The sequence below is a fragment of the Massilia sp. BHUDP2 genome (assembly GCF_046236355.1).
In the GTDB taxonomy this organism is placed as follows: Bacteria; Pseudomonadota; Gammaproteobacteria; order Burkholderiales; family Burkholderiaceae_D; genus Telluria; species Telluria varians.
The window spans coordinates 980,433-1,003,256 of record NZ_JBJUVW010000002.1 but is presented as its reverse complement, the minus strand read 5'-3'; the positions used below and the strand labels follow the sequence as shown (position 1 = coordinate 1,003,256).

The following is a 22,824-nucleotide window of genomic DNA, read 5'->3' as shown; positions in this document are numbered from 1 at the left end:
TTACTGCGCAGCGGTCTCGCTCGGCGCCACCGGATTCACCGGCCCGGTGCTGGCCCTGGTCGCGAAATACCCGGTCTCGCCGAAGCACGAGGTCGGCACGCCCACGTGCTGTTCATAGGTGATCTGCACCCGCTGTCCCATCGCATTCTGCAGCTGCTCCACCACCGCGTCGTCGCGCACGGTGAAGGCGAAGCGCTCCGGAATCGCGCCCGGCATGCTCGACAGCAGGATCTCGCCTTCCCAGGTCTTGCACAGCCAGCCCTTCTTGGAGAACTTCTGCAGGTAGCCCGCGCGTTCGCCTTCCGAATACGACCAGCTCAGGGTGAACCAGGTATACAGCGCGAACAGCACGATGATCGCGGCAAGGGCGGACAGGAGGAGGGCGGTAGCGCGTTTCGGCATGGTCTTCGGCATAGGATAGGTGAGTTGTCAGGTTGGCAGCAACGCGGCCGGGCACATTCTGCCACGGATGGACAAAATCACAAACTGCCTGCGGCGGCCCCCCTCAGGCCGCGTCCTTGGCGCCTTCATGCTCCATGCGCTTTCGGTAGCGCACCGAGGACCACAGCGACACCAGGATGAAGGCCAGCCCCGACAGCCCCGTGAACCACTCGGGAATGTGGTAGTGGACGCTGGCGAACATGATCAATGCCAGGATGCCGATCGCATAGTGGGCGCCGTGCTCCAGGAACACGAACTCTTCCAGCGTGCCCTTGTAGACCAGGAACACCGTCATCGAGCGCACGAACATGGCGCCGATGGCCAGGCCCAGCATGATGATGACGACGTCGTTGGTGATCGCGAAGGCTCCGATCACGCCGTCGAAGCTGAACGAGGCGTCCAGCACCTCGAGGTAGAGGAAGCCGCCGATGCTGCCCTGGGCGATCATCTTGCCCACCGTCGGGTCTTCTTCTTCCTTCTCCAGCAGGCCGCTCAGCCATTGCACGCCGATGTAGATCAGAACGCCCGTGACGCCGGCGACCAGGACCGGCAGCTTGCGCGCCGGCTCGATCAGGTACATGGCGCCGCATACCGCCAGCAGGGTGAGGGCGATGGCCAGGCCCTCGGTGCCGTATTTGCCGACCTTTTCCTCGATCCAGCCGAGCCAGTGCAGTTCCTTCTGCTCGTCGAACAGGAAATTCAGGAAGACCAGCATCAGGAAGGCGCCCCCGAAAGCCGCCACCTCGGCGTGCTTCTCGGTCAGGTGGCGCGAGTATTCGGTCGGATTGTCGATCGCCATGTGCCAGACCTCGACGAGGCCGAGCCCGGTTGCCGCCGACACAATGACGAGGGGGAACAGCAAGCGCATGCCGAACACCGCCACCAGGATGCCGACCGTGAGGAACAACTTGCGCCAGAACTCGTTCCAGCCGCGCAGGACGGAGGCGTTGACGACCGCATTGTCGAAGGAAAGCGACACTTCGAGCACGCCCAGCACGGCCGTGATCCAGAGCGCCTGCAACAGTCCCGGGATGCCGCGGTGCTCGTAGCCCCACCAGCCGGCCAGGCCCATCAGGATGACCGTCACCGCGATCGACAACCGGAAATGCCGCATACCGCCCCCTTGCCTGTCTAGTCTAGTTGGGAGAATATTACCGTCCCGGATGGTGCGGCGGCGCTACGGATGTCCTTGATTCGGCATCGTTTTTATATCGGTAAGAGCTTGCTTCTGAGATAATTCCGCCCGGCATTACTCAGCATCATTTATCTACCTCGTCGTACCTGGATTTGGACATGGATCTCGCATACCTCGTAACACCCGTGCTGACCTGGATGGTGGTCGGCCCGATCAAGTTCCTGATTACCAGCGCGCGCCAGCGCCGCTGGGCCTTCAACCTGGTGGGCAACGGCGGCTTCCCCAGCAACCATAGCTCCGTCGTCACAAGCATGGCTACCCTGATCGCATTGCGCGAGGGGATCGGCCATCCGGCCTTCGGGGTGGCGGTGACCCTGGCCTTCATCGTGATGATCGACGCCAACAGCCTGCGCCAGCACGTGGGCCGCCAGGCCGCGGCGATCAACAAGCTGGCCTGCGACACCGTGGGACACGTGGTGCTGCGCGAGCGCATGGGCCACACCCTGGTGGAGATCGGCGGCGGCATCGCCACCGGCATCGGGATGGGTTTCCTGATCCACGCGCTCTTCGGCGCTTGAGCGTATGAATATGGACAGGCGGACGGTTCCGGACGTCCGCCTGTCCGCGGATTTGTCCGCATGGTGTCCGGAATCGGCCACATTCCAGTCCGCCTGGAATGCAGCTCGTCGCGAAATATCGCATTTCATCCCTCGAATTCCGCAGTATGCAGAGTCCTCACTTGAAGTTGGCAGGGCACTACTCGATACTGCGCGCTGGCTGTTCATATACGCATTTTTACAAGAACACATACTGAGTCCTTCTCTGGAGAACCACAATGCTGCGCAAAACACTACTCGTCCTTGCCATCGCTTCGGCGCTCGCCGCCTGCAGCAAGGAGTCCAAGGAGCCTGCCAAGCCGGGCACGGAAACCGCCCAGGCCGGCGGCAAGTCCGATCCCAAGGACAAGCGTCCCTCGCAGCTGAAGGTCGCGTCGGAAGACGTGCTGACCATCCAGAACGACACCCTGTCCAGCGGCCCGGTTGTCACCGGCTCGATCCAGCCGGAGCGCAAGGCCGACCTGCGCGCCGAAGTCTCGGCCGTGGTCCTGCAGGTCCTGAAGGAGAACGGCGAGCCGGTCAAGCGCGGCGACGTGCTGGTGCGCCTGGATGAAACCGCGATCCGCGACACCGTCGCCTCCGCCGACGAAGCGGTGCGCGCCTCCAGCCAGGCCCTGGACCAGGCCAACCGCCAGCTGGAGCGCATGAAGACCCTGCGCGCCTCGGGCATGACCTCGGCCGTTGGCCTGGACGAAGCCGAAGTGCGCCGCAACAGCGCCCAAAGCGAGCTGTCGGCCGCCAGGAGCCGCGCCGCCACCGCGCGCCAGCAGCTGTCGCGCACCGTGGTGCGTGCTCCTTTTGATGGCATCGTTTCCGAGCGCAAGGTCTCGGCCGGCGACACCGCGACCATCGGCAAGGAACTGGTCAAGGTCATCGACCCGAACAGCATGCGCTTCCAGGCGCGTGTCTCGGCCGACGAGATCGCCAACGTGAAGCTCGGCCAGAAGGTCAATTTCCGCGTCAACGGCTACGGCGAGCAGCAGTTCGCCGGCATCGTCAAGCGCATCGACCCGGCCGCCAATGCCATCACCCGCCAGGTCGAGGTGGTGGTGGAGTTCGCCGACAAGGCCCAGCCGCGCGTGGCCGGCCTGTACGCCGAAGGCCGCATCGACGCCCAGAGCACCAACGCCCTGATGCTGCCGGAAGCCGCGCTGGTCAAGGCCGGCGACAGCGCCTTTACCTGGCGCATCAAGGACAAGACCCTGAACAAGGTCCCGCTGGTGGTCGGCGCGCGCGATCCGCGCACCGGCAACATCGAAGTCAAGCAGGGCCTGGTCGCCGGCGACATCGTGCTGCGCTCGCCGACCTCGAACCTGAAGGATGGCCAGAAGGTCGAGATGCCGGCCGCCGTGGTGGCCAGCGCGGCCAGCGCCGCCAACCAGGTCGCGGCGCAGGGCAAGTAAGGAACACAGGACAACCAAGGATAATTAAAAATGTTCCTCTCCAATTTTAGTGTCAAGAGACCCGTCGCGACGGTCGTCATGATCGTGGCGATGATGCTGATCGGCCTGCTCGCGCTGTCCAAGCTCAAGGTCAACCAGAACCCGGACGTCGAGCGTCCGGCCCTCTCGGTCAGCATCCCGTATCCGGGCGCCTCGCCCGAGACCGTCGAGCGCGAGATCACCAACCGCATCGAAAAGCAGCTGCTGGCGATCCAGGGCGTCAACGAGATCACCTCCAACTCCTACGAAGGCGGCGTGTCCTTCTTCATGGACTTCAATTTCGGCCGCAACGTCATCGAAGCCTCGGACGACGTGCGCAACGCGATCGCCGCGGTGCGCTACAAGCTGCCGGTCGAGATGCGCGAGCCGGTGCTGCGCCGCTGGGACATCAATGCCCAGCCGGTGATGCAGCTGTCGCTGTCCTCGAGCACCCAGTCGCACGCCGAGATCTCGCGCTATGCCGAGGACGTGCTGGCCGACAAGTTCCGCGCCATCCCGGGCGTCTCGACCGTGACCGTGAACGGCGCCCTGCGCCGCGAACTGTCGGTCCTGCTGCGCGCCGAGAAACTGCGTGAATACAATGTCTCGGTGTCGGAAGTCACCAATGCCCTGCGCACCCAGAATACCAATGCCCCGGTGGGCAAGCTGCGTAGCGAGCTGGACGAGAAGGGCATCCGCCTGGTCGGCCGCATCGAGCGTCCGGAAGACTTCTCGCAGATCGTGGTCAAGCGCAACGGCGACCAGATCGTGCGCCTGAACCAGGTGGCCGAGATCAAGGACGGCTTCGCCGACATCAACAGCCTGTCGATTCGCAGCGGCAAGCCGAACGTCGGCCTGCAGATCGCCCGTTCGCCCGACGCCTCGACCGTCTCGCTGGCCAAGAAGGTGCACGAGGTCGTCAAGGAAGCCAACAAGGAAATGCCGAAAGGCACCGCTATCGAAGTCGTGCAGGATGGCGGCGAAGACGCGCAGAGCAGCCTGGACAACGTGATCGAAGCCCTGGTGCTGGGCGCGATCCTGACCATCTTCGTGGTGTACGCTTTCCTGAATTCCTGGCGTTCGACCCTGATCACCGCGCTGGCGCTGCCGACCTCGGTGCTGGCCGCCTTCATCGCCGTGTGGCTGTGCGGCTTCACCCTGAACTTCATGACCCTGCTGGGCCTGTCCCTGGCGATCGGCGTGCTGATCGACGATGCGATCGTGGTGCGGGAAAACATCGTGCGCCACATGGAAATGGGCTCGGACCGCCGTACCGCCGCGCTCGAAGGCACGGCCGAGATCGGCCTGGCCGTGGCCGCGACCACCTTCTCGATCATGGCCGTGTTCGTGCCGGTGGCCTTCATGCCGGGCGTGTCCGGCGAATGGTTCCGTCCGTTCGCACTGACCGTGACCTGCTCGGTGATCGTCTCGCTCTTGATCTCCTTCACGCTCGACCCGATGCTGTCGGCCTACTGGGGCGACCCGCCTGACCACGCGCATGCGCCGAAGAAGGGCCTGAGCCTGGTGCTGCAGCGCTTCAACACCTGGTTCGACCACCAGGCCGACCGCTACGGCCGCGTGATCGCCTGGGCGCTGCACCACCGCAAGTGGATGGGTTTCATCGCCTTTGCCAGCTTCGCCGGCGCCATCCTCCTGCACAGCTTCTTCGGCGGCTCGAGCTTCATGCCGAAATCGGACTGGGGCACCATCATGGTCGAGATCCGCACCCCGGCCTCGTCGAGCCTGGAATATTCGCGCCGCAAGGTCGAGGCCGCGGCCGAGATCGCCCGTTCGATCCCGGAAACCGAGGATACCAACAGCTACGTCGACCTGAGCGGCGGCCGCGTCTACGTCGATATCGGCAAGCGCAGCAAGCGCGAGCGCAGCGGTTCCGAGATCGGCGCCGAACTGCGCGCCAAGATCGCCCCGCTGGTCGGCGCCGAGTACACCGTCATCGACGACCTGGGCGGCGGCGGCAAGCCGGTCCAGATCGAGTTCACCGGTCCGGATTCGCGCAAGCTGATGGAACTGACCTCGGCCTACATGGAAAAACTGCGCCAGGTGCCGGGCGCCGTCGACGTCACCCTGTCGGAGCAGGATCCGAAGAACGAACTGCAGATCGTGCTCGACCGCGGCCTGGCGAACGCCATGGGCATCTCGGTCAACGACGCCGCCCAGTCCCTGCGCGTGGCCTTCGCCGGCATCGAAGTGGGCGACTGGGTCGACCCGACCAACGAGACCCGCGACGTCGCCGTGCGCCTGCATCCGGAGGACCGCGTCAACACCGACAGCATCGAGCGCCTGCCGATCGCGGTGAGCGGCACCGGCATGATGGTCCCGCTCGAGCAGATCGCCAGCATCACCATGGGCAAGGGCCCGGCCGGCATCCGCCACAAGGATGGCGAGCGCCTGATCACCGTGTCCGCCAACGCCCAGGGCCGTTCGGCCGGTGAAGTGACCGCCGACGCCATGAAACTGGCCAAGAGCTTCGACTTCCCGCCAGGCTACGGCCTGGCGCTGGGCGGCCAGGGCGAGGACCAGCAGGAGCTGTTCCGTGAAATGATGATCGCGCTGTTCTCGGGCATCCTGCTGATGTACCTGATCCTGGTGATGCAGTTCGGTTCCTTCACCGCACCGATCGGCGTGATGCTGTCGCTGCCGCTGTCGCTGATCGGCGTGGTGCTGGCCCTGATCCTGACCAAGAACACGCTCAACCTGATGAGCATGATCGGCGTCCTGATGCTGATGGGCCTGGTGGCGAAGAATGCGATCCTGCTGATCGACGCCGCCCGCGCCCTGGAAAAGGAAGGCGTGGACCGCGAGGAAGCGCTGATGCAGGCCGGCCGCAAGCGCCTGCGTCCGATCCTGATGACGACCTTCGCACTGATCGCGGGTATGTTCCCGGTGGCGATGGCCTTCGGCGATGCCGGCCAGTTCTACCAGCCGCTGGCCATCGCGATCATCGGCGGCGTGATCACCTCCACGCTGCTGACCCTGCTGGTCGTGCCGACCTTCTACGACAGCATCGAGATCGCCCGTGACCGCATGTTCGCGAAGTTCAACCGCCGCGCCAAGCGCCACAACGTGGCCCTGGCCTTCCTGATGACCTTTGTCGAGGCCATCCTGACGCTGGTCTTCGTGCGCCTGATCTTCCGCGGCATCGTGCGCATCGGCCGCTTCGTGAGCGGCCGCGGCCGCGGCACGGCGCAGCCCGCATAAGCACCCCGACGGGTTCGCCCGCCGCAAGAGCCAGCCTTCGGGCTGGCTTTTTTATTGCCCGGCAAACGTGGTGGATACGCAAATTAATCAAATATTGTTGTGCGTCTAACAATTGGTGCCGGGTTTGTTGCCTTAAAATAGAGGAATTGTGTCTACTCCCAGTTCCTCCGAAAGCCCCCATGCGTGAAATGAGCACCGAGCCGGCCAGCGGCCTCCAGCCTGACCTCAACTGGCTTGCTGGGGGCGGCGACATGGGTGCTCTGATTCGGGCGATGGACTGGTCGGCTACGCCGCTGGGGCCGCTGGAAAGCTGGCCGCAAAGCCTGCGCACCACGGTGAGCCTGTGTCTGTCGTCGACCTTCCCGATCCTGGTGTGCTGGGGCGAGCAGGATATCCAGATCTACAACGATGCCTACCGGCCGATCTGCGGCGACCTGCACCCCGCCTCGATGGGCGCGCCGTTCAAGAAGGTCTGGGCCAGCGCGCTGCCCGTGGTGGGCGAGGCCTTCGACCGCGCCCATCAGGGGGAGGGCGCCTACATCCGCGACCAGCGCATGTTCCTCGACCGGCTCGGCTACCTGGAAGAAGCTTTCATGACCTTCTCGTTCTCGCCGATCCGCGACGAGTCGGGCGCGGTGGGAGGCGTGTTCCACCCGATTACCGAGACCACGGCCCAGGTGCTCGGTGCGCGCCGCACGCAGGGATTGCGCGAGTTGAGCGAAGGGTTAGCCGCAGCCCGTACGGCCGGCGACATCGGCCGGCAGCTCGAGGGGCACCACCAATCCCTGGCCCATGACCTGCCTTTCGTTCTGTTCTACCAGCGCGATGCCGCCAGCGGCCAGCTGCTGCTGCGCGGCCGCGCCGGCATCGAAGGGGATTGCGCGCTGGCGCCGCTCTCGGCGGCGCCGGATGATGCGCTCTGGCCGTTCGCAGCCGCTGCCTCGGCCCGCGCCGCCCAGCGCGTCGACGGGCTGGCGGCGCGCTTCGAGGGGCGCTGCGGTACCTATGACGAGCCGCCGGGGTCGGCAATGGTGCTGCCGGTGCTGGTGCCGGGCCAGCAGGAGCCCTATGCTTACCTGGTGGCCGGCGCCAGCATCCGGCGTGCCCTCGATGCCGACTACCTGAACTTCTTCGAGCTGCTCGGCGCCGCGGTGGGCACCGCCGTGGGCAACGTCACTGCCCACGAGCAGGAACAGCGCCGTGCCGAGGAACTGGCCAAGATCGACCGCGCCAAGACCGCCTTTTTCTCCAACGTGTCGCATGAATTCCGCACGCCGCTGACCCTGATCCTGGGACCGCTCGAGGATGCGCTCCGTGATGACGCAGAGCCGCTCCCGCCGGACCAGCGCCGCCGCATCGACCTGACCCTGCGCAATGCACTGCGCCTGCTCAAGCTGGTCAATTCCTTGCTCGACTTCTCGCGCATCGAGGCGGGGAGGGTCCGGGCCAGCTACCAGCCGGTGGACCTGGCGCGCCTGACGACCGACCTCGCGTCAGTGTTTGAGTCGGCCATGGCACGCGGCGGGCTTGCCTTCGAGGTCGCCACCGAAGACCTGGGCGAGCCGGTCTACGTCGACCGCGACATGTGGGAAAAGATCGTCTTCAACCTGCTGTCGAACGCCTTCAAGTTCACTCTCGCGGGCGGCGTGACGGTGCGCCTGGCGCGGCATGGCTCGGGTGCGTCGCAAGTTGCGCGCCTGTCGGTGCAGGATACCGGCATCGGCATCCCTGAGCAGGAGTTGCCGCGCGTGTTCGAGCGCTTCCACCGGGTCGAAGGCTCGGCCGGCCGCACCTACGAAGGTACCGGCATCGGGCTGGCCCTGATGCAGGAGCTGGTCTGGCTGCACGGCGGCAGCATCGCGGTGCAGAGCAGGGAAGGCGAAGGCACGCGCTTCGACGTCGACATCCCGTTCGGGCGCGGCCACCTGCCGGGCGACCGCGTCCTGATGGCGCCGACACCGGTGAGCGGCGATGCGGGGCGTATCGGCGCCGCCTTCGTCGAAGAGGCGCTGCGCTGGCTGCCCGACGGCGAAGGCGATGACGGCGGCCCCGATCGCGCCCTTGCCGATGAGCGGGCTGCAGCCGCCGCCGGCGCGGCATCCGTCGATGCGCATCCGGAAGCGCGCCCGCGCATCCTCGTCGCCGACGACAACAGCGACATGCGCGCCTACCTCAAGTCGCTGCTCGCGCCGCACGCGGACGTCACCGTATGCGCCGACGGCGAGGCCGCCTTCGCGCTGTTGGAGCGCGACCCGCCAGACCTGCTGCTGAGCGACGTGATGATGCCGCGCCTGGACGGCTTCGGGCTGATCGCGCGCATTCGCGCCAGCGAGCAGCTGAGCCACCTGCCGGTGATGCTGCTGTCGGCGCGCGCCGGCGAGGAAGCCAAGGTCGAGGGCCTGCAGGCCGGCGCCGACGACTACCTGGTCAAGCCCTTCGCCGCGAACGAACTGCTGGCGCGGGTGCGCGGGCAGGTGGCGCTGGCGCGCGAGCGCCGCCGCCTGCATGCGGAGGCGGCCCAGCGCGATGCTTATTTCCGCGCATTGGTGGATGCCTCGCCGGCCATGCTCTGGACCACCGACGCCAGCGAGCAGTGTACCTACCTGAGCCAGCGCTGGTATGACTTCACCGGACGCCGGGTCGAGCAGGACCTGGGACGCGGGTGGCTCGAGAACGTGCATCCCGACGACCTGCAGCGCACCGTGAGTGCCTATATCGAGGCGGCGCAGGCGCGGGTGCCGTTCGCGCTCGACTTCCGGCTGCGCCGCCGCGACGGCGTATACCGCTGGGTGATCGACTCGGGCGTACCGCGCGTGGACGAACAGGGGCGGCCGAACGGCTACGTCGGCACCGTGATCGACGTCCACGAGCGCAAGACCTTGCAGAAGCGTTTCGAACGGGTGGCGCAGGCCGGCAACATCGGCGTCTGGTATGCGGACCTGCCCTTCGAGCATTTCCGCCTGAACCGGGAGATGGCCGCGCAGTTCGGGCTGGAGGGGCAGGAGCAGGCCTCGGTGACGCAGCTGGCGGCTGCGGTCGATGCCGCCGACCGCAGCCACTTCGAGGTGCGCCTGCGGCACGCCCTGCGACACGGCAGTATGCTCGATATCGAATTCCGCGCCGGCCATGGGACAGCGGGTGCGCGCTGGATGCGCGCGGTGGGCTGGTGCGATGCCGGCGCAGACGGCCAGCCGCTGCGTTTCGACGGCGTCACCTTCGACGTCAGCCGCCACAAGCACGCGGAACAGGAGCTGCGCGAACTCGCCGACGAACTGGCGGCGAAGAACCGCCAGCAAAGCGAGTTCCTGTCGACGCTGGCGCATGAGCTGCGCAATCCGCTGGCGCCGATCCGCGCCGGTATCGACCTGATGCAGGCGCAACTGGGCAGCAGCGGCCGCGGCGGCAAGGCATCGGGCACGCGCGATGTGCAGGCCATAATGCGGCGCCAGGTCGACCATATGGTGCACCTGGTCGACGACCTGCTCGACATGGCCCGCCTTGCCGAAGGCAAGGTCACGCTGCGCCTCGATGCCGTGCTGCTCGGCGACGTGGTGCGCGACGCCGTCGAGATGGCCATGCCGCTGGTGACGTCGCGCGCCCACCGGCTGACGCTGCGGCTGCCGCAGGCCCAGGTCGTCCTGCATGCGGACCGCCACCGCCTGTCCCAGATCGTCAGCAACCTGGTGAACAACGCGGCCAAGTACACGCCGGCCGGTGGCGATATCGCGGTGGAGGCCCGGGTCGAAGGCCGCGAGGCGGTGATGGAGGTTTCCGACACCGGCATCGGCATTGCCGCCGATGCGCTGGAGCGGGTGTTCGACATGTACGCGCAGGAGCGGTCGAGCGCGGCGATGGGGGAGGGCGGGCTGGGCGTGGGACTGCACCTCGTCCAGCGCCTGGTGCGGCTGCATGGCGGCAGCGTGGCCGCGGAGAGCGCAGGCGAAGGCATGGGCAGCCGCTTCACGGTGCGCCTGCCGCTGCCGGATGCGCTGCCCGCGCCTGTGCCGGCGCCGGCGGACGAAGCGCCGGCGCCGGCCGGATCGCTGCGGGTACTGGTGGTGGATGACAACCTGGATGCCGCCGAGATGCTCGCTACCCTGCTCGAGATCGGCGGCCACCGTGTCCGCATGGCCCACGATGGCGCGGGCGCCATCGCGGTTGCAGGCGAGCTGTTGCCGGAAGTGGCCTTTCTCGACATCGGCCTGCCGGACATGAGCGGCTACGAGGCGGCCGGCGCATTGCGCGGCATCGCCGGCATGGAGGGCAGCATGCTGGTCGCGCTGACCGGCTGGGGCACGGAACAGGACCGGCAACGCGCCCGCGAGGCCGGTTTCGACCATCACCTGACGAAGCCTGCAGAATTCGATGCGGTCAATCGCCTGCTCGAGCAGGCGATACAGGCGCGTTCCATGCGCGACTGATCGTCACGTGGGAAAGGCATGGGACGCGGGAAAACCGGTACGCGCAAGGGCAGGACGACAGCCCGGCAGTACAAGTGGCGGAACACGCCGGCCATGATGGACGCGTGTCGAAGAGATGGCGCGGGCGAGCCGGGCATGATTGCCCAGTAACGGACTCAGCCTGCAGTCGGCGCGGTAAGGCACGACAAACCAACGACTCAGCCAGCCCTGCCGGGCTGGCAATCGTCGCCGCAATTACGGCACGAAACCCGCTTCCGGTGCTAACCGGAAGTCCCGGAGCCCGCGCCGCGGGCCCCGTTCGTTGCCAGGCGGATGGTCGATCAGCCGCCGGTGGTGCCGCCGGTGGTGCCGCCAGTGCCGCCGGTGCCGGTGGTACCGGTGGTGCCCGAGGTGCCCGAGGTGCCGGTGCCGGTGGTGCCGGTCGCGCCGGTGCCGGTGGCTGCCGGATCGGTCATGGTGCCGGTGGTGCCGGTTGCGCCGGTGCCGGTGGCCCCAGTGCCCATGTCGGTGCCGGTGGTGCCGGTGGTGCCGGTGGTGCCGGTGCCGGTTGCGCCGGTGCCGGTGTCACCCGTGGTGCCGGTGGCGCCCGAGGTGCTGCTCGGGGTGGTGGCCGAGGTGTCCGGCGTGGTGGTCGTGGTGTCGGTCGCCGGCTCGTTCTTGCGGCAAGCGCCCAGCAGGGAGGCCAACACAGCAGCAGTCAGCAGGATTTTTGGTGCTTTGGTCAGTGCTTTCATTGTTTAAACTCCTCGTTCACGTCTATCTTGTGCCGCAGCGTCCAGGTGAGGCCTTGGAACACTACGACGCCAGGTTAGGTCCTCTGAGGGTTCGGGAACCCAGCAGTGGAACCATCAGGGAACCGACGCAATACGCGGCCCCGGTCAGTGCACGATCCGACTCCGTTAGACTGGCAGCCCGGCCGCCGGTTCGGATCGTACACTGTCGTACTTGCTGGAGAGCGGACGTACTAGAACTCCGCTCCCCACCCCACCGGCGTGGGCCGGATGGTCTCGCTGTCGCGCGCATCCTTGCCCGCGATCTGTTCCAGGAGCGCGGGTATCTCCTGTGATATTTCCCGCGCTAGATATCCTAATGTGCCCATGCGCTCGGCGAGGCGTTCGCCGGCGCGCGCATGCAGCGCCACGCCCCAGCAGGTGGCCTGGTCCAGCGGCGCACCGCGGGCAGCCAGGCCGGCGATGACCCCGGCCAGCACATCGCCGGATCCGGAGATGGCCAGGCCAACATTGCCGCCTTCATGCTGGTACAACGTTCCATCGGGCGTTGCGATGACAGTGCGCGCACCTTTTAATGCGACCACCGCGTTCCAGGCCCGCGCCGCCTCGAGTGCGCGCGGGTCGGGCGCCGCATTGATGTCCTGCTTGGGCGTACCGGTCAGGTGCGCCATTTCGCCCGCGTGCGGAGTGAGGATCACCGGACGCTCGAAACGCCAGGGCATGCCGGGTGGCCAGCCGGCGGGCGGATGCAGCAGCGTGCCCATGGCGCAGGCGTCCAGCACCACCTGGGTGCCGGCAGCGTCCAGGCGCGGCAGCAGCGCATGCACCAGCGCGGCGGTGGCCGGTTCGTCGCGCATGCCCGGCCCGATCAGCACCGCGTCGACGCGTTCGGCCAGCGGGTCGAGGCAGGCGACGGCGTCCATGCTGAAACCCGCGCTGGCCTGTTCGGCCAGGCCGATCACGCGCGCCTCGGGCATGGCCAGGGCCACCAGCTGGGCCACGCTCTGGCCGGTGGCGATGGTGAGCTTGCCGGCGCCCGCGCGCAGGGCCGCGGTGGCGGCCAGGATGACCGCGCCCGGCATTTCGCAGGAACCGCCCAGCACCAGCACGTGGCCGCGGATTTCCTTGTCGCCTTCGACGGCCGGCATCGGCACCGGCCAGCCCTGCAGCAGGGCTGTGTCGACGTCGTGCACGGCAGTGGCGCGATCAAGCGTGTCGATGAGCGTTTCCATGGGATGGGCTTAGGCCTTCGGTGCGGCAGGCAGGTCCTTGCTGGCGGTGACGGGGGTGCCGGTCGATTCGAGCGGCGCCACGAAGTTCACGAGGCGCAGGGCCAGATGGCCGCCCTTGCCGAGATCGGGGTCGTATTCGTAGGAGGTGACCGAGCAGTTCGGCACATCGCCGGCGCGGTCGAACTCGAGGATGGTTTTCTCGTCGAGGCGCTCGAACAGGTAGCGGAAGCAATTGACCGTGACCTGGTGCGCGACGATCAGCACACGCTCGCGGCAGAACTCCCGGTTCAGGGTGTCGACCACGCTGCGCAGGCGCAGGATCACGTCGCACCAGCTCTCGCCGCCGGGCGGGCGGAAGTAGAACTTGCCGACGTGCTGGCGTTGTTCGTACAGCGCGGGATGGTGGTGCGCGATGCCGTAGATGGTGAGGCGGTCGAGGATGCCGAATTCCTTTTCGCGCAGGCGCTCGTCGGATTCGACGACCAGGCGCGAACGGTCGAGGCGCTGCATCAGGATGTTGGCGGTCTCGGCAGCGCGCACGTAGGGCGAGTGCAGCACCACGGTCGGCTGCTGCTCCGGCGGCAACGAGGCAAACCAGGAACCGAGCGCCTGCGACTGGCGCTCGCCCAGTTCCGACAGGGGCACGTCGACGTCGCGGTCCGCAATGTCGATGTGGTGTCCGGCGGCGGCTTCGGCAAGGTCACGCGCGACGTTGCCGGCGCTCTGTCCATGCCTGACCAGCCAGACTTCCTGTGGCCACTTTTGTTCCATTACCTGCCCGTCTTTGATATTGACATGACATCATCATAGACGGATTCTACGGGCCGAAAGCGCACGATTGCGGGCTTTCCGGACAGGCTCGCCGTAGCGTCGGAGCCCTCTTACACGGCTTGCGATTCGCTATCTAAATTGATTTCCGCATCGCTATGAAACACCCGCATGTCCGTCTCGCCGAGGATGCGGCTGGTCAAGGTGCCGGCGGTGATCGAACCGCTGACGTTGAGCGCCGTGCGGCCCATGTCGATCAAGGGTTCTACAGAAATCAAGAGGCCGGCCAGCGCCACCGGCAGGTCCATCGCCGACAGCACGATCAGCGCCGCGAAGGTGGCGCCGCCGCCCACGCCGGCCACGCCGATCGAACCGAAGGCGACGATCGCCAGCAGCGGCAGCAGGAAGGAGGCGGTGAAGGGATCGATGCCGACGGTCGGCGCGATCATCACCGCCAGCATGGCCGGATAGATGCCGGCGCAGCCGTTCTGGCCCATGGTGGCGCCAAACGAGGCGGCGAAGTTGGCGATGCCTTCGGGCGTGCCGAGGCGCGCGGTCTGGGTCGCCACGCTCATCGGGATCGAGCCCGCGCTGGTGCGCGAGGTGAAGGCGAAGGCCAGCACCGGGAAGATCTTGGCCACGTAGCGCAGCGGGTTCAGGCCGCTGCCGGCGACCAGCATCAGGTGCACCAGGAACATCAGCGCCAGCGCGCAGTAGGAGGCGGCAACGAAGCTGGCCAGGCTGAGGATGTCCTGCAGGCTCGATCCCGCCACCATCTTGGTCATCAGGGCGAACACGCCGAAGGGCGTCAGGCGCAGCACCAGCGTGACCATGCGCATCACGATCACGTGGGCCACGTGCACGAAGCCGCTGAAGGACTCGAACACTTCGGGCTTCTTGCCGGCGATACCGGTGGCCGAGATGCCGATGAAGATCGAGAACACCACCACCGCGATGGTCGAGGTGGTGCGCGCCCCGGTCATGTCGAGGAAGGGATTGGCCGGGATGAAGGAGAGCAGCATGGAGGGCAGCGAGATTTCCTGCGCCGCCGCCAGCTTGCCCTGCAGGTATTCGCCGCGCGCCACTTCGGCGGCGGAGCTGGTCAGGCCGACTGCGCTCAGGCCGAACAGCTTGGCCATCAGGATGCCGATCGCCGCCGCCACGATGGTCGTGGCGAGCAGGATGCCGATCGTCAGCGTGCTGATGGCGCCGAGCGAGGCGGCATTGCGCAGCTTGAGGATGGCCTGCACGATCGAGACCATGATCAGGGGGATGACGATCATCTGGAGCAGCTTCACGTAGCCGCTGCCGAGCACGTCCAGCCAGGCATTGGTGGCGGTGACCTCGGGCGAGCCGGCGCCGTAGACGGCCTGCAGGGCCGCACCCAGCACCACGCCGAGCCCGAGGCCGGTGAAGACGCGCTTGGTAAAGGACACGTGCTTTGCCTGCAGGCGATAGAGCAGCACGCACACGAGCAGTGCGAGGACCAGGTTGATCAGGACGGGAAAGTTCATTGGAGCCTTTGCGGGGCAGCTCATGCGCTGCGGAAATCAATCGCAGCATTTTATAGGCAAACCGGCATCGCCGCCGAGGGCGTCATGCCGTCTGTTCTTGTCGAGCTGGCCATGAAGGATGCCAGCTTGTCAAAATTCTGTGGCTGGACCGCGACGCTCCGCGCGGATTGGCGCAATGGGCGGCGCCGATATGCCCGATGGATGGGAAGTTGTTTCTATAATTCAATATGAACGTCAATGCCTTACGGCAATTTCAACCGGCCCACCCCATTTTCGAGCCCACCATGTTCAAACATCTCAGCATCAAGAGCCGCCTCGTCTTCGTGATCGCCTTCTTGGCCGCCGAACTCGTGGCCGGCGCCGTCATCGGTATCTATAACCTCGCTGTCGCCAACGCAGAACTGAAGAGCCTGCATGACGACCGGGTCGTCCCGATCGGCCAGCTCAGCCGCGTCATGCAGCTGATCACCACCAACCAGCTACTGGTCGGCAAGGCGGCAGCCACTACCGACAGCGCCCAGCGCGACGCGTTGCTGGCCGAGGTCGACGCCAATATTGCGGCGGCGACGGCAAGCTGGAAAGCCTACGAGCAGACCAGGCTGACGGACGAGGAAGCCGCGCTGGCCGCAACCTTCGTCGAAGCCCGCAAGGCCTTCCTGGCCCGCGGCCTGCTGCCGGCCGTCGCCGCGGTGCGCGCCGGCGACACGGCATTGGCCAACGGCCTGGTGGCGGGCGAGATGGCGCGCCTGTTCCAGCCGGTGGGCGCCAGCGGCGGCCAGCTGCTCGCGCTGCAGCAGCGCGTGGCCAAGGCCGAGTATGAAGCCTCGCAGCAGACCTACGAGACCGTGCGCCTGGTGTGCCTGGCCGGCCTGGTGTTCGGCCTCCTGATGGCGGCCGTGGTGGGCTGGATGCTGGTGCGCGCGATCGTGCGCCCGCTCGAGCAGGCGGTGCGGATCGCCGGCGCGGTGGCCGCAGGCGACCTGAGCCAGAAGATCGAGGTGAACGCGAACGACGAAACCGGACGCCTGCTGCAGGCCCTGAAGGACATGAACGCATCCCTGGTGGGGATCGTCACGCGCGTGCGCGCCGGCACCGACACCATCGCCACCGCTTCCGGCGAGATCGCCGCCGGCAACCTCGACCTGTCCGCGCGCACCGAGCAGCAGGCAGGCTCGCTGGAAGAAACCGCCTCGTCGATGGAAGAGCTGACCTCGACCGTCCAGCAGAACGCCGACAACGCGCGCCAGGCCAATGCGCTGGCGGCCTCGGCCCAGCAGGTGGCGGGCAAGGGCGGCGAAGTGGTGGAGCAGGTGGTGCGCACCATGGGTGCGATCAACAGTTCGGCCACGCGCATCGTGGACATCATCACGGTCATCGACGGCATCGCCTTCCAGACCAATATCCTGGCCCTGAACGCGGCGGTGGAAGCGGCGCGCGCCGGCGAGCAGGGCCGCGGTTTCGCCGTGGTGGCGGGGGAGGTGCGCAACCTGGCGCAGCGCAGCGCGGCCGCAGCCAAGGAAATCAAGGCGCTGATCGACGACTCGGTCGAGAAGGTGCACATCGGCTCCGAGCTGGTCGACCAGGCCGGGGCGACGATGGCGGAGATCGTGCAGAGCGTCGGCCGCGTGACCGACATCATGGCGGAGATCACCGCCGCCAGCCAGGAGCAGACCGCCGGCATCGAGCAGATCAACAGCGCCGTGACCCAGATGGACCAGGTGACGCAGCAGAACGCCGCGCTGGTCGAGGAAGCCTCGGCGGCGGCCCAGTCGCTGCAGCAGGAGGCGGCCGAGCTGGCGCAGGCGGTCGGCATCTTCCGGCTCGACGCGCAGGCGGCGCCGGCACGGTCGGCAGCAGCGGCGGCAGTCGTGGCGCGGGCGCCGGCCGTGCGTCCGGCCAGGGTCACCGCCCCGGTACGCGGCGAGGCGAAGGCGGCCACAGCGCAGCCGGCCCGCAAGGCCGCCAAGGCCGTGGAAGCGACCGAAGGCTGGGAAGAGTTCTGACGGCGATCAGCCGCGCCTCGTCAATCGAACAGCGGGCCGACGGCCCGCTGTTCTTTTATGGCGTGGGCGCATGCGCACGCCTGGGGCGTGCCGTGCTCCCGAGCTGATGCGCGCTTACTCGAGCGTGATGAAAAGGGCTGCCATGCCGAGGCACAGGCCGACCGCCACGCCGATGCGCTGGCGCAGGCGGCGGCTGTTCGACACGATGCCTTTTGCAAAGGTGCGCTTCGGTGCGCGCGGGTTGCTGCGGTCGACGGTGCCTGGGTGGATGCGTGGATGCGAGTGTTCGGTGTTCATTGTTATTCCTTTTGCCGTCTCCGCCGGAGACAGGCATGCAATAGGTTGACAGTAGGTGCTGGAGCGTTTGCTGACAGGAGAATTCGGTTGGCGCGCTTCGCGCGCCGGCCGTTCAGGCAAGCAGGGGAGTGCAGGCGTAGCGCGTACGCGTGTCCGAAGCGTGCAGATGAGAAGTGGTCGACATGCAATGCCAGTAACGCTTCACAATAAAATCCAGTCCGCGATGCGCCTGACGGGCAGGTGCATCTGATGTTGTTTATTTTACATGTGCGCCCGGCGAATACAAGAGCGCACACAATTGCTTACGACTTCAAGGTGTTGCTTCGAAAGAACAATATCTTCCTATCCCTCAGCAATGTCAAGCAATTGCAATCAAGCGTAGGAAGTAACCAACAGTAGGGGCTGCAGGCTCGGGAATCATATGACCGGCGAGGTCATCGAGAGTTCGGGAAGTGATACAAAAAACAGCGTTTCATTGTATTTTTTGTATCATTTTCGTGCGATCTGATTTTTCCTCTACCCAGACCGTTTCGTGATGTCGATCCTTTGCGCCTTGCAGGAGACGAACGCTGCCCTAGACTGGATTCAGCCCCTGCAAAGCGAGGGTCCCATCCCGATTTGTGAAGGAATAATCATGCGCTCCCCACATACTCTTGGTGTGGCAGTTGCCGTCTCCATGACCTTGTTCGTTGCCGATGCTGCTGCCCAGTCCCGGCCGCTTCCGCCGGGTAGCGAACCGATTTCCAGTGTGGAGGTAACGGCCCCTGCACGCAGCGTCCGGATCTACCAGAAAGACCTCGACGCAGTTAGCGGAACATATGCCATGTCGAATGGCTGGCGCCTGCAGGTCACTCCAGCACCTGGAGGCGTCTCTGCAAAGATCGGCCGGGACCGACCAATGCGCCTGGTTGCACTATCGCCAGACAAGTACGCTACGCGCGACGGTAACGTGACCATGGAATTCAACCGTGGTAGCAGCGGCGACGACATGGTGATGAGCTACGTGCCGGATCGACGTCTGGCTCAGGTTATTGTGGTGAAAGCAACGCTAGCCCAACGTTGAGAAATCAATCCGAAGTCCGTTGGCTTCCCGAGTGCGTCACGGGTCCGCCATGTCGAGAGAGGCTTCCATCCCATTGCTTTTAGAAAAACAAAAACGCCAGCCCGAAGGCTGGCGTTTCTGCTGATTCTGGTAGGCCGTGCTGGGCTCGAACCAGCGACCAACGGATTAAAAGTCCGCTGCTCTACCAACTGAGCTAACGACCCGAAGAAGCAAGATTATAGGGTGCGTCGCGCCCGCTGTCAAATGCCGCACAGCATCATGACGGGCGCACGCATCACTTCAGCGATGCCAAGCGGTCCTTGGCGGTGCGGGCCGCGCTCGACTCCGGATACTTCGACACCAGCTGCTGCAGCGCCTTCTTCGCGTTCTTGCTGTCCTTCAGCAGGGCATAGCTGCTGCCGATGTTCAGCATCGCGTCCGGCGCCTTGGGGCTGCCGGCATAGGTGGTGGTGACGACTTCCTGGGCCGCGATGGCCTTCTTGTAGTCGCCCAGCGCGTAGTAGGCGTTGCCCAGCCAGTACTGCGCGTTGGCGGCGTAGGCCGAATCCGGGTAGCGGCGCACGAAGTCCTGCAGGGCGGTGGTGGCGCCCTGGTAGTCGCCGGACTGGAACATGGCGGTCGCGCTGTCGTAGGCGGACTTTTCGGACGGCAGCACCGAGGCCACCTGGCCGTCGACGGTTTCCTGCTGCGGCTCGACCTTCTTCAGGCGCGCGTCGAGGTCGGCGTACAGCTGCTTCTGGCTTTCCTGGGCGCGGGTGATCTGGTTGGCCAGCACTTCGATCTGGCCGCGCAGGCGCGCGATTTCCTGCATGGTCTGCTCGTGCTGGTTCAGCATGTCGAGCTGCGCGGTCCTGTCCGACTTGTTGTCGATCTGGGCCTTCAGCTCGCGGGCCACGGCATCGACCTTGGCGCGCAGCTCGAGGATGGCCTTGCGCGCTTCGTTGTCGTCGAGCAGGCCGGCGGACGCCTGCAGTGGCATCCAGGCCATCACGGCCAGCAGGACCAGGCGGGACGGGGACAGTTTCATCATGGCGGAGTTCTTTCGGGTAGCAGAATAAAAACGGGGCGGATGCAGTCTGCACTGCTGTCCGCCCCGCTGTCAATCGGCTCAGGCTTAAGCCGTATCAGCCGATTCGATCAACTATTACTGGTAGACGATGTCGGCGCGGCGGTTTTCAGCCCATGCCTCTTCGTTGCTGCCGGTTGCCTTCGGCTTCTCTTCGCCCAGCGAGACGGCTTCCATCTGGTTGTCCGACACGCCCAGTGCGGCCATCGCGCGACGGACGGCTTCGGCACGCTTCTGGCCCAGGGCCAGGTTGTACTCGGTGCCGCCGCGTTCGTCGGTGTTGCCTTGGATCAGGATCTTGCGACCGGTGTTCTTGGTCAGGTATTGCGAGTGGTTGGCAACCACCGGCTTGCCGTCTTCACGCACGACGAAGCTGTCGTAGTCGAAGTAGATGCTGCGGTTGGCCAGCACGCCTTTCGGATCGTTCAGCGGGTCGACGCTGCCGGTTTCGACCGGACGGATTTCACGGGTCGGTTCGGCCGGCGCCGGTGCTGCCGGGGTCGGGGTCTTTTCGACGACCGGGGTTTCCTGCAGCTTGGTCGACGAGCAGGCGGTCAGCAGGACAGCCGAGGCGATGAGGGCCAATTTCTGGAAGTTGCGCATGGTTTTTCTCCTTGTCTATTAAAGTTTTACTGCTTTTTTACTTCATGAAGGGACCCCAGCTGGGCTCCCGAATGTTTCCCGCATTGGTGGTCAGGCGCTGCTTGACCCGTCCATCCACCGAGACCACGGCCAGCGAGGCACGCCCGCCGCCCTTGGTCGCATACATGATGTACTTGCCGTTAGGCGAAAAACTCGGTTCGGTGGCCCCATCGGCCAGGCGCAGTTCCTGGCCCGAGGCCAGGTCCATCGCATAAAGGGAGAAATTGCCGTTGCGCTGGGAAATCCAGGCGAGGGTCTTGCCGTCGGCAGACACGCGCGGGCTGATGTTGTAGTTGCCGTTGAACGTGACACGGGTGGCGTTGCCGCCCGAGACGCTCATCTTGTAGATCTGCGGACCGCCGCTGCGGTCGCTCATGAAGTAAATGGTCTGGCCGTCGGCCGAGAACTGCGGTTCGCTGTCGATGGCCGGATTATTGGTCAGGCGGCGATGGCCGGTGCCATCCGGGCGCACGGTGTAGATCTCGGTGTTGCCGTCCTTCGACAGGGCCACGGCCAGCAGGCTGCCGTCTGGCGACCAGGCCGGCGCCGAGTTGTTGCCCTTGACGTTGGAGATCACGTTGCGCCGGCCCGTCATCAGGTCCTGCAGGTAGACCACCGGCTTGCGGTCTTCCAGCGAGACGTAGGCAACCTTGGTGCCGTCCGGCGACCAGGCCGGCGAGATGATCGATTCGCGGCCGTGGGCGGCGACGATCTCGTTCTCGCCGTCGGCGTCGGCCACCACCAGGGCGCTGCCGCGGCCGGTGTTCTTGACGTAGGCGATGCGGGTCGAGAAGATACCGCGCACGCCGGTCAGCTTTTCGTAGATGTCGTCGGCGATGCGGTGGGCCTGCAGGCGGACGTACTTCGGCTGCACTTCGCCGCCCAGCTGCGAGATCGGCGCGCCCTTGACGGTGTCGTGCAGCTTGTAGCGGATCGCGAAGCGGCCGTCCGGGCTGCGGCTGACGCTGCCGACCACCAGCGCGTCGGCGCCGCTGGCGCGGAAAGCGGCCAGGTCGACGCTGGCGCTGTCGCTGATGGTCTGGCGCGCATCGATGACCTTGAAAATGCCGCTGCGCTCGAGGTCGGCGCGGATGATGTCGGAGACGTCGTCCTGCGCCAGATTTTCGTCGGCAAAGGCCGCGACCGCGACCGGGATCTGGTTGCTGCCGACACCGGCGATCTCGACCTTGATCTGGGCATGGGTCGCCGTCCCCATCAGGAGGGTGGCGCTAAACAGCAGGTAATGGAGTTTTTTCATAGTCTGTCGTTGAAACCGAATCAGTCGTAGTCTTTCATCGAGAAATTGACATCAAGTATGCGTTCCACCGTTCCGTCCTTCTTTTTCGGAAGCGGGGATGCCTTTTTGATACCATTTTCCACTGCTCTGTCAAACTCAGGCACACCGCTGCTTTTCACCAGGCGCACCGACATGATTTCGCCGGTCGGCAGCTGCTCGACCTTGAACACGGCTTTCGGATTGCCCGGCATCGTGGTGCTGCCGCCGTAGGCGGTGGCGCTCTTGATGGCGGCGGTGATCGCGGCCACGTAGCCCGAGTCGGCCTTCGGCGCGGTCGACTTCTCGGCCGTGCCGGTGCTGCCCATGGCGCCGGCCATGCGTTTCAGGTCTTCCTGGCGCAGCTTCTCGAGCTTGGCGGCTTCGGCCTTCTCGGCGGCGGCCTTCTGCTTCTTGGCCTCGGCCAGCTTGGCGGCTTCCTCTTTCTTCTTCTTCTCGGCTTCTTCCTTCTTCGCGAGTTCCTTCTTCTGGCGCTCGGCTTCTTCCTTCTTTTTCTTCTCGGCCTCTTCCTTCTTGGCGAGTTCCTTGCGTTCCGCTTCCTTGCGCAGTTCTTCCTTGCGCTCACGCTCCTTCTTCTCGGCCAGCTCGCGCTGTTCCTTCTCCTTGCGTTCCTTCTCGCGCTGCAGCTTGATGTCCGGCTCGACCGGCGCGGGACGTTCCACCGGCGGCGGTTCTACCGGGCGTGGCGGCGGCGCGGGAACCGGCGCGGGCTCGGGTTCGGGCTCCGGCTCAGGGGCGGGCGGAGGCGGGAGCTCCGGCGCGGCGGCGCTCTGGACCGACATGTCCCAGACTTCGGCCTCGACGGCGACCGGCTCGTTGCTCTGCCAGCTGATGCCGAAATACAGGAAACCGAGCAGGATGGCATGCACCGCCACTGCCAGCAGGAAGGCTGGCAGGCGGCTCGGTTCTGGCGGCACGCGGTAGGGCGCGCCGGCGGTGGCAGGCTTCATTGCAGACATG

The 22,824-nt window shown here is 65.8% G+C and carries 17 protein-coding genes and 1 tRNA gene; 6 read left to right on the top strand and 12 right to left on the bottom strand.

What is annotated here, in order from left to right; translation table 11 throughout:
• Positions 1-402, bottom strand: a complete 402-nt coding sequence (locus ACK6C6_RS15140; protein ID WP_409267969.1) for a hypothetical protein — start codon at positions 400-402, stop codon at positions 1-3.
• A 103-nt stretch (positions 403-505) separates the two neighbouring features.
• A complete protein-coding gene (locus tag ACK6C6_RS15135; protein ID WP_209588688.1) occupies positions 506-1,555 on the bottom strand; it encodes a DUF475 domain-containing protein in 1,050 nt (349 codons plus the stop codon).
• A 179-nt stretch (positions 1,556-1,734) separates the two neighbouring features.
• On the opposite strand from ACK6C6_RS15135, the gene ACK6C6_RS15130 reads away from it, so the two are divergent.
• From ACK6C6_RS15130 to ACK6C6_RS15115, 4 genes are all read left to right on the top strand, one after another.
• A complete protein-coding gene (locus ACK6C6_RS15130; protein ID WP_209588687.1) occupies positions 1,735-2,154 on the top strand; it encodes a divergent PAP2 family protein in 420 nt (139 codons plus the stop codon).
• A gap of 257 nt (positions 2,155-2,411) precedes the next feature.
• Complete coding sequence (locus ACK6C6_RS15125) at positions 2,412-3,596, top strand: efflux RND transporter periplasmic adaptor subunit (protein WP_036216430.1); 1,185 nt, start codon at positions 2,412-2,414, stop codon at positions 3,594-3,596.
• A gap of 30 nt (positions 3,597-3,626) precedes the next feature.
• Entirely contained in the window at positions 3,627-6,833 is a 3,207-nt protein-coding gene (locus tag ACK6C6_RS15120; protein ID WP_409267967.1) for an efflux RND transporter permease subunit, read from the top strand.
• Positions 6,834-7,012: 179 nt separating this feature from the next.
• Entirely contained in the window at positions 7,013-11,254 is a 4,242-nt protein-coding gene (locus tag ACK6C6_RS15115; protein ID WP_409267965.1) for an ATP-binding protein, read from the top strand.
• Positions 11,255-11,574: 320 nt separating this feature from the next.
• Here ACK6C6_RS15115 and ACK6C6_RS15110 read toward each other — a convergent pair whose 3' ends face one another.
• From ACK6C6_RS15110 to ACK6C6_RS15095, 4 genes are all read right to left on the bottom strand, one after another.
• Positions 11,575-11,988, bottom strand: a complete 414-nt coding sequence (locus tag ACK6C6_RS15110) for a hypothetical protein (RefSeq protein ID WP_409267964.1) — start codon at positions 11,986-11,988, stop codon at positions 11,575-11,577.
• Between the two features lie 230 nt (positions 11,989-12,218).
• Positions 12,219-13,217 carry an NAD(P)H-hydrate dehydratase gene (locus ACK6C6_RS15105; protein ID WP_209588684.1) on the bottom strand — a complete coding sequence of 333 codons (999 nt, stop codon included), beginning with the start codon at positions 13,215-13,217 and terminating at the stop codon, positions 12,219-12,221.
• A 9-nt stretch (positions 13,218-13,226) separates the two neighbouring features.
• Positions 13,227-13,988 (bottom strand): histidine phosphatase family protein, encoded by a 762-nt coding sequence (locus tag ACK6C6_RS15100; RefSeq protein WP_409267963.1) that lies wholly within the window; start codon positions 13,986-13,988, stop codon positions 13,227-13,229.
• 110 nt (positions 13,989-14,098) lie between these two features.
• Positions 14,099-15,499, bottom strand: a complete 1,401-nt coding sequence (locus ACK6C6_RS15095) for an L-cystine transporter (protein WP_209588682.1) — start codon at positions 15,497-15,499, stop codon at positions 14,099-14,101.
• A 284-nt stretch (positions 15,500-15,783) separates the two neighbouring features.
• Between ACK6C6_RS15095 and ACK6C6_RS15090 the strand changes: the two genes are divergently transcribed.
• Entirely contained in the window at positions 15,784-17,502 is a 1,719-nt protein-coding gene (locus tag ACK6C6_RS15090; protein ID WP_409267961.1) for a methyl-accepting chemotaxis protein, read from the top strand.
• 114 nt (positions 17,503-17,616) lie between these two features.
• Here the strand turns inward: ACK6C6_RS15090 and ACK6C6_RS15085 are convergent, their stop codons facing one another.
• Entirely contained in the window at positions 17,617-17,799 is a 183-nt protein-coding gene (locus ACK6C6_RS15085) for a hypothetical protein (protein WP_027866191.1), read from the bottom strand.
• Between the two features lie 634 nt (positions 17,800-18,433).
• Between ACK6C6_RS15085 and ACK6C6_RS15080 the strand changes: the two genes are divergently transcribed.
• The gene (locus ACK6C6_RS15080; protein WP_209588680.1) at positions 18,434-18,862 is read left to right on the top strand and encodes a hypothetical protein; all 429 of its coding nucleotides are present in this window, start codon (positions 18,434-18,436) and stop codon (positions 18,860-18,862) included.
• A gap of 127 nt (positions 18,863-18,989) precedes the next feature.
• Here ACK6C6_RS15080 and ACK6C6_RS15075 read toward each other — a convergent pair.
• The 5 genes from ACK6C6_RS15075 to tolA form a co-directional block, all read right to left on the bottom strand.
• Positions 18,990-19,065, bottom strand: a tRNA-Lys gene (locus ACK6C6_RS15075).
• Positions 19,066-19,136: 71 nt separating this feature from the next.
• On the bottom strand, positions 19,137-19,892 hold the full coding sequence (ybgF, locus tag ACK6C6_RS15070; protein WP_285378121.1) for a tol-pal system protein YbgF: 756 nt from the start codon (positions 19,890-19,892) through the stop codon (positions 19,137-19,139).
• A gap of 114 nt (positions 19,893-20,006) precedes the next feature.
• Positions 20,007-20,531 carry a peptidoglycan-associated lipoprotein Pal gene (pal, locus tag ACK6C6_RS15065; protein WP_209588678.1) on the bottom strand — a complete coding sequence of 175 codons (525 nt, stop codon included), beginning with the start codon at positions 20,529-20,531 and terminating at the stop codon, positions 20,007-20,009.
• 37 nt (positions 20,532-20,568) lie between these two features.
• Positions 20,569-21,828 carry a Tol-Pal system beta propeller repeat protein TolB gene (gene tolB / locus ACK6C6_RS15060; protein WP_209588677.1) on the bottom strand — a complete coding sequence of 420 codons (1,260 nt, stop codon included), beginning with the start codon at positions 21,826-21,828 and terminating at the stop codon, positions 20,569-20,571.
• A gap of 20 nt (positions 21,829-21,848) precedes the next feature.
• Positions 21,849-22,823 (bottom strand): cell envelope integrity protein TolA, encoded by a 975-nt coding sequence (gene tolA / locus ACK6C6_RS15055; protein WP_409267958.1) that lies wholly within the window; start codon positions 22,821-22,823, stop codon positions 21,849-21,851.
• Position 22,824 lies beyond the last annotated feature (1 nt).

What these genes read in the sequence shown, in the direction of transcription:
- ACK6C6_RS15140 (WP_409267969.1), bottom strand. Translation starts at nt 402, where the DNA reads ATGCCGAAACGCGCTACCGCCCTCCTCCTGTCCGCCCTTGCCGCGATC.
- ACK6C6_RS15135 (WP_209588688.1), bottom strand. Translation starts at nt 1,555, where the DNA reads ATGCGGCATTTCCGGTTGTCGATCGCGGTGACGGTCATCCTGATGGGC.
- ACK6C6_RS15130 (WP_209588687.1), top strand. Translation starts at nt 1,735, where the DNA reads ATGGATCTCGCATACCTCGTAACACCCGTGCTGACCTGGATGGTGGTC.
- ACK6C6_RS15100 (WP_409267963.1), bottom strand. Translation starts at nt 13,988, where the DNA reads ATGGAACAAAAGTGGCCACAGGAAGTCTGGCTGGTCAGGCATGGACAG.
- pal (WP_209588678.1), bottom strand. Translation starts at nt 20,531, where the DNA reads ATGCGCAACTTCCAGAAATTGGCCCTCATCGCCTCGGCTGTCCTGCTG.
- ACK6C6_RS15125 (WP_036216430.1), top strand. Translation starts at nt 2,412, where the DNA reads ATGCTGCGCAAAACACTACTCGTCCTTGCCATCGCTTCGGCGCTCGCC.
- ACK6C6_RS15095 (WP_209588682.1), bottom strand. Translation starts at nt 15,499, where the DNA reads ATGAACTTTCCCGTCCTGATCAACCTGGTCCTCGCACTGCTCGTGTGC.
- ACK6C6_RS15110 (WP_409267964.1), bottom strand. Translation starts at nt 11,988, where the DNA reads ATGAAAGCACTGACCAAAGCACCAAAAATCCTGCTGACTGCTGCTGTG.
- ACK6C6_RS15115 (WP_409267965.1), top strand. Translation starts at nt 7,013, where the DNA reads ATGCGTGAAATGAGCACCGAGCCGGCCAGCGGCCTCCAGCCTGACCTC.
- ACK6C6_RS15120 (WP_409267967.1), top strand. Translation starts at nt 3,627, where the DNA reads ATGTTCCTCTCCAATTTTAGTGTCAAGAGACCCGTCGCGACGGTCGTC.
- tolB (WP_209588677.1), bottom strand. Translation starts at nt 21,828, where the DNA reads ATGAAAAAACTCCATTACCTGCTGTTTAGCGCCACCCTCCTGATGGGG.
- tolA (WP_409267958.1), bottom strand. Translation starts at nt 22,823, where the DNA reads ATGTCTGCAATGAAGCCTGCCACCGCCGGCGCGCCCTACCGCGTGCCG.
- ACK6C6_RS15105 (WP_209588684.1), bottom strand. Translation starts at nt 13,217, where the DNA reads ATGGAAACGCTCATCGACACGCTTGATCGCGCCACTGCCGTGCACGAC.
- ACK6C6_RS15090 (WP_409267961.1), top strand. Translation starts at nt 15,784, where the DNA reads ATGTTCAAACATCTCAGCATCAAGAGCCGCCTCGTCTTCGTGATCGCC.
- ybgF (WP_285378121.1), bottom strand. Translation starts at nt 19,892, where the DNA reads ATGATGAAACTGTCCCCGTCCCGCCTGGTCCTGCTGGCCGTGATGGCC.
- ACK6C6_RS15080 (WP_209588680.1), top strand. Translation starts at nt 18,434, where the DNA reads ATGCGCTCCCCACATACTCTTGGTGTGGCAGTTGCCGTCTCCATGACC.
- ACK6C6_RS15085 (WP_027866191.1), bottom strand. Translation starts at nt 17,799, where the DNA reads ATGAACACCGAACACTCGCATCCACGCATCCACCCAGGCACCGTCGAC.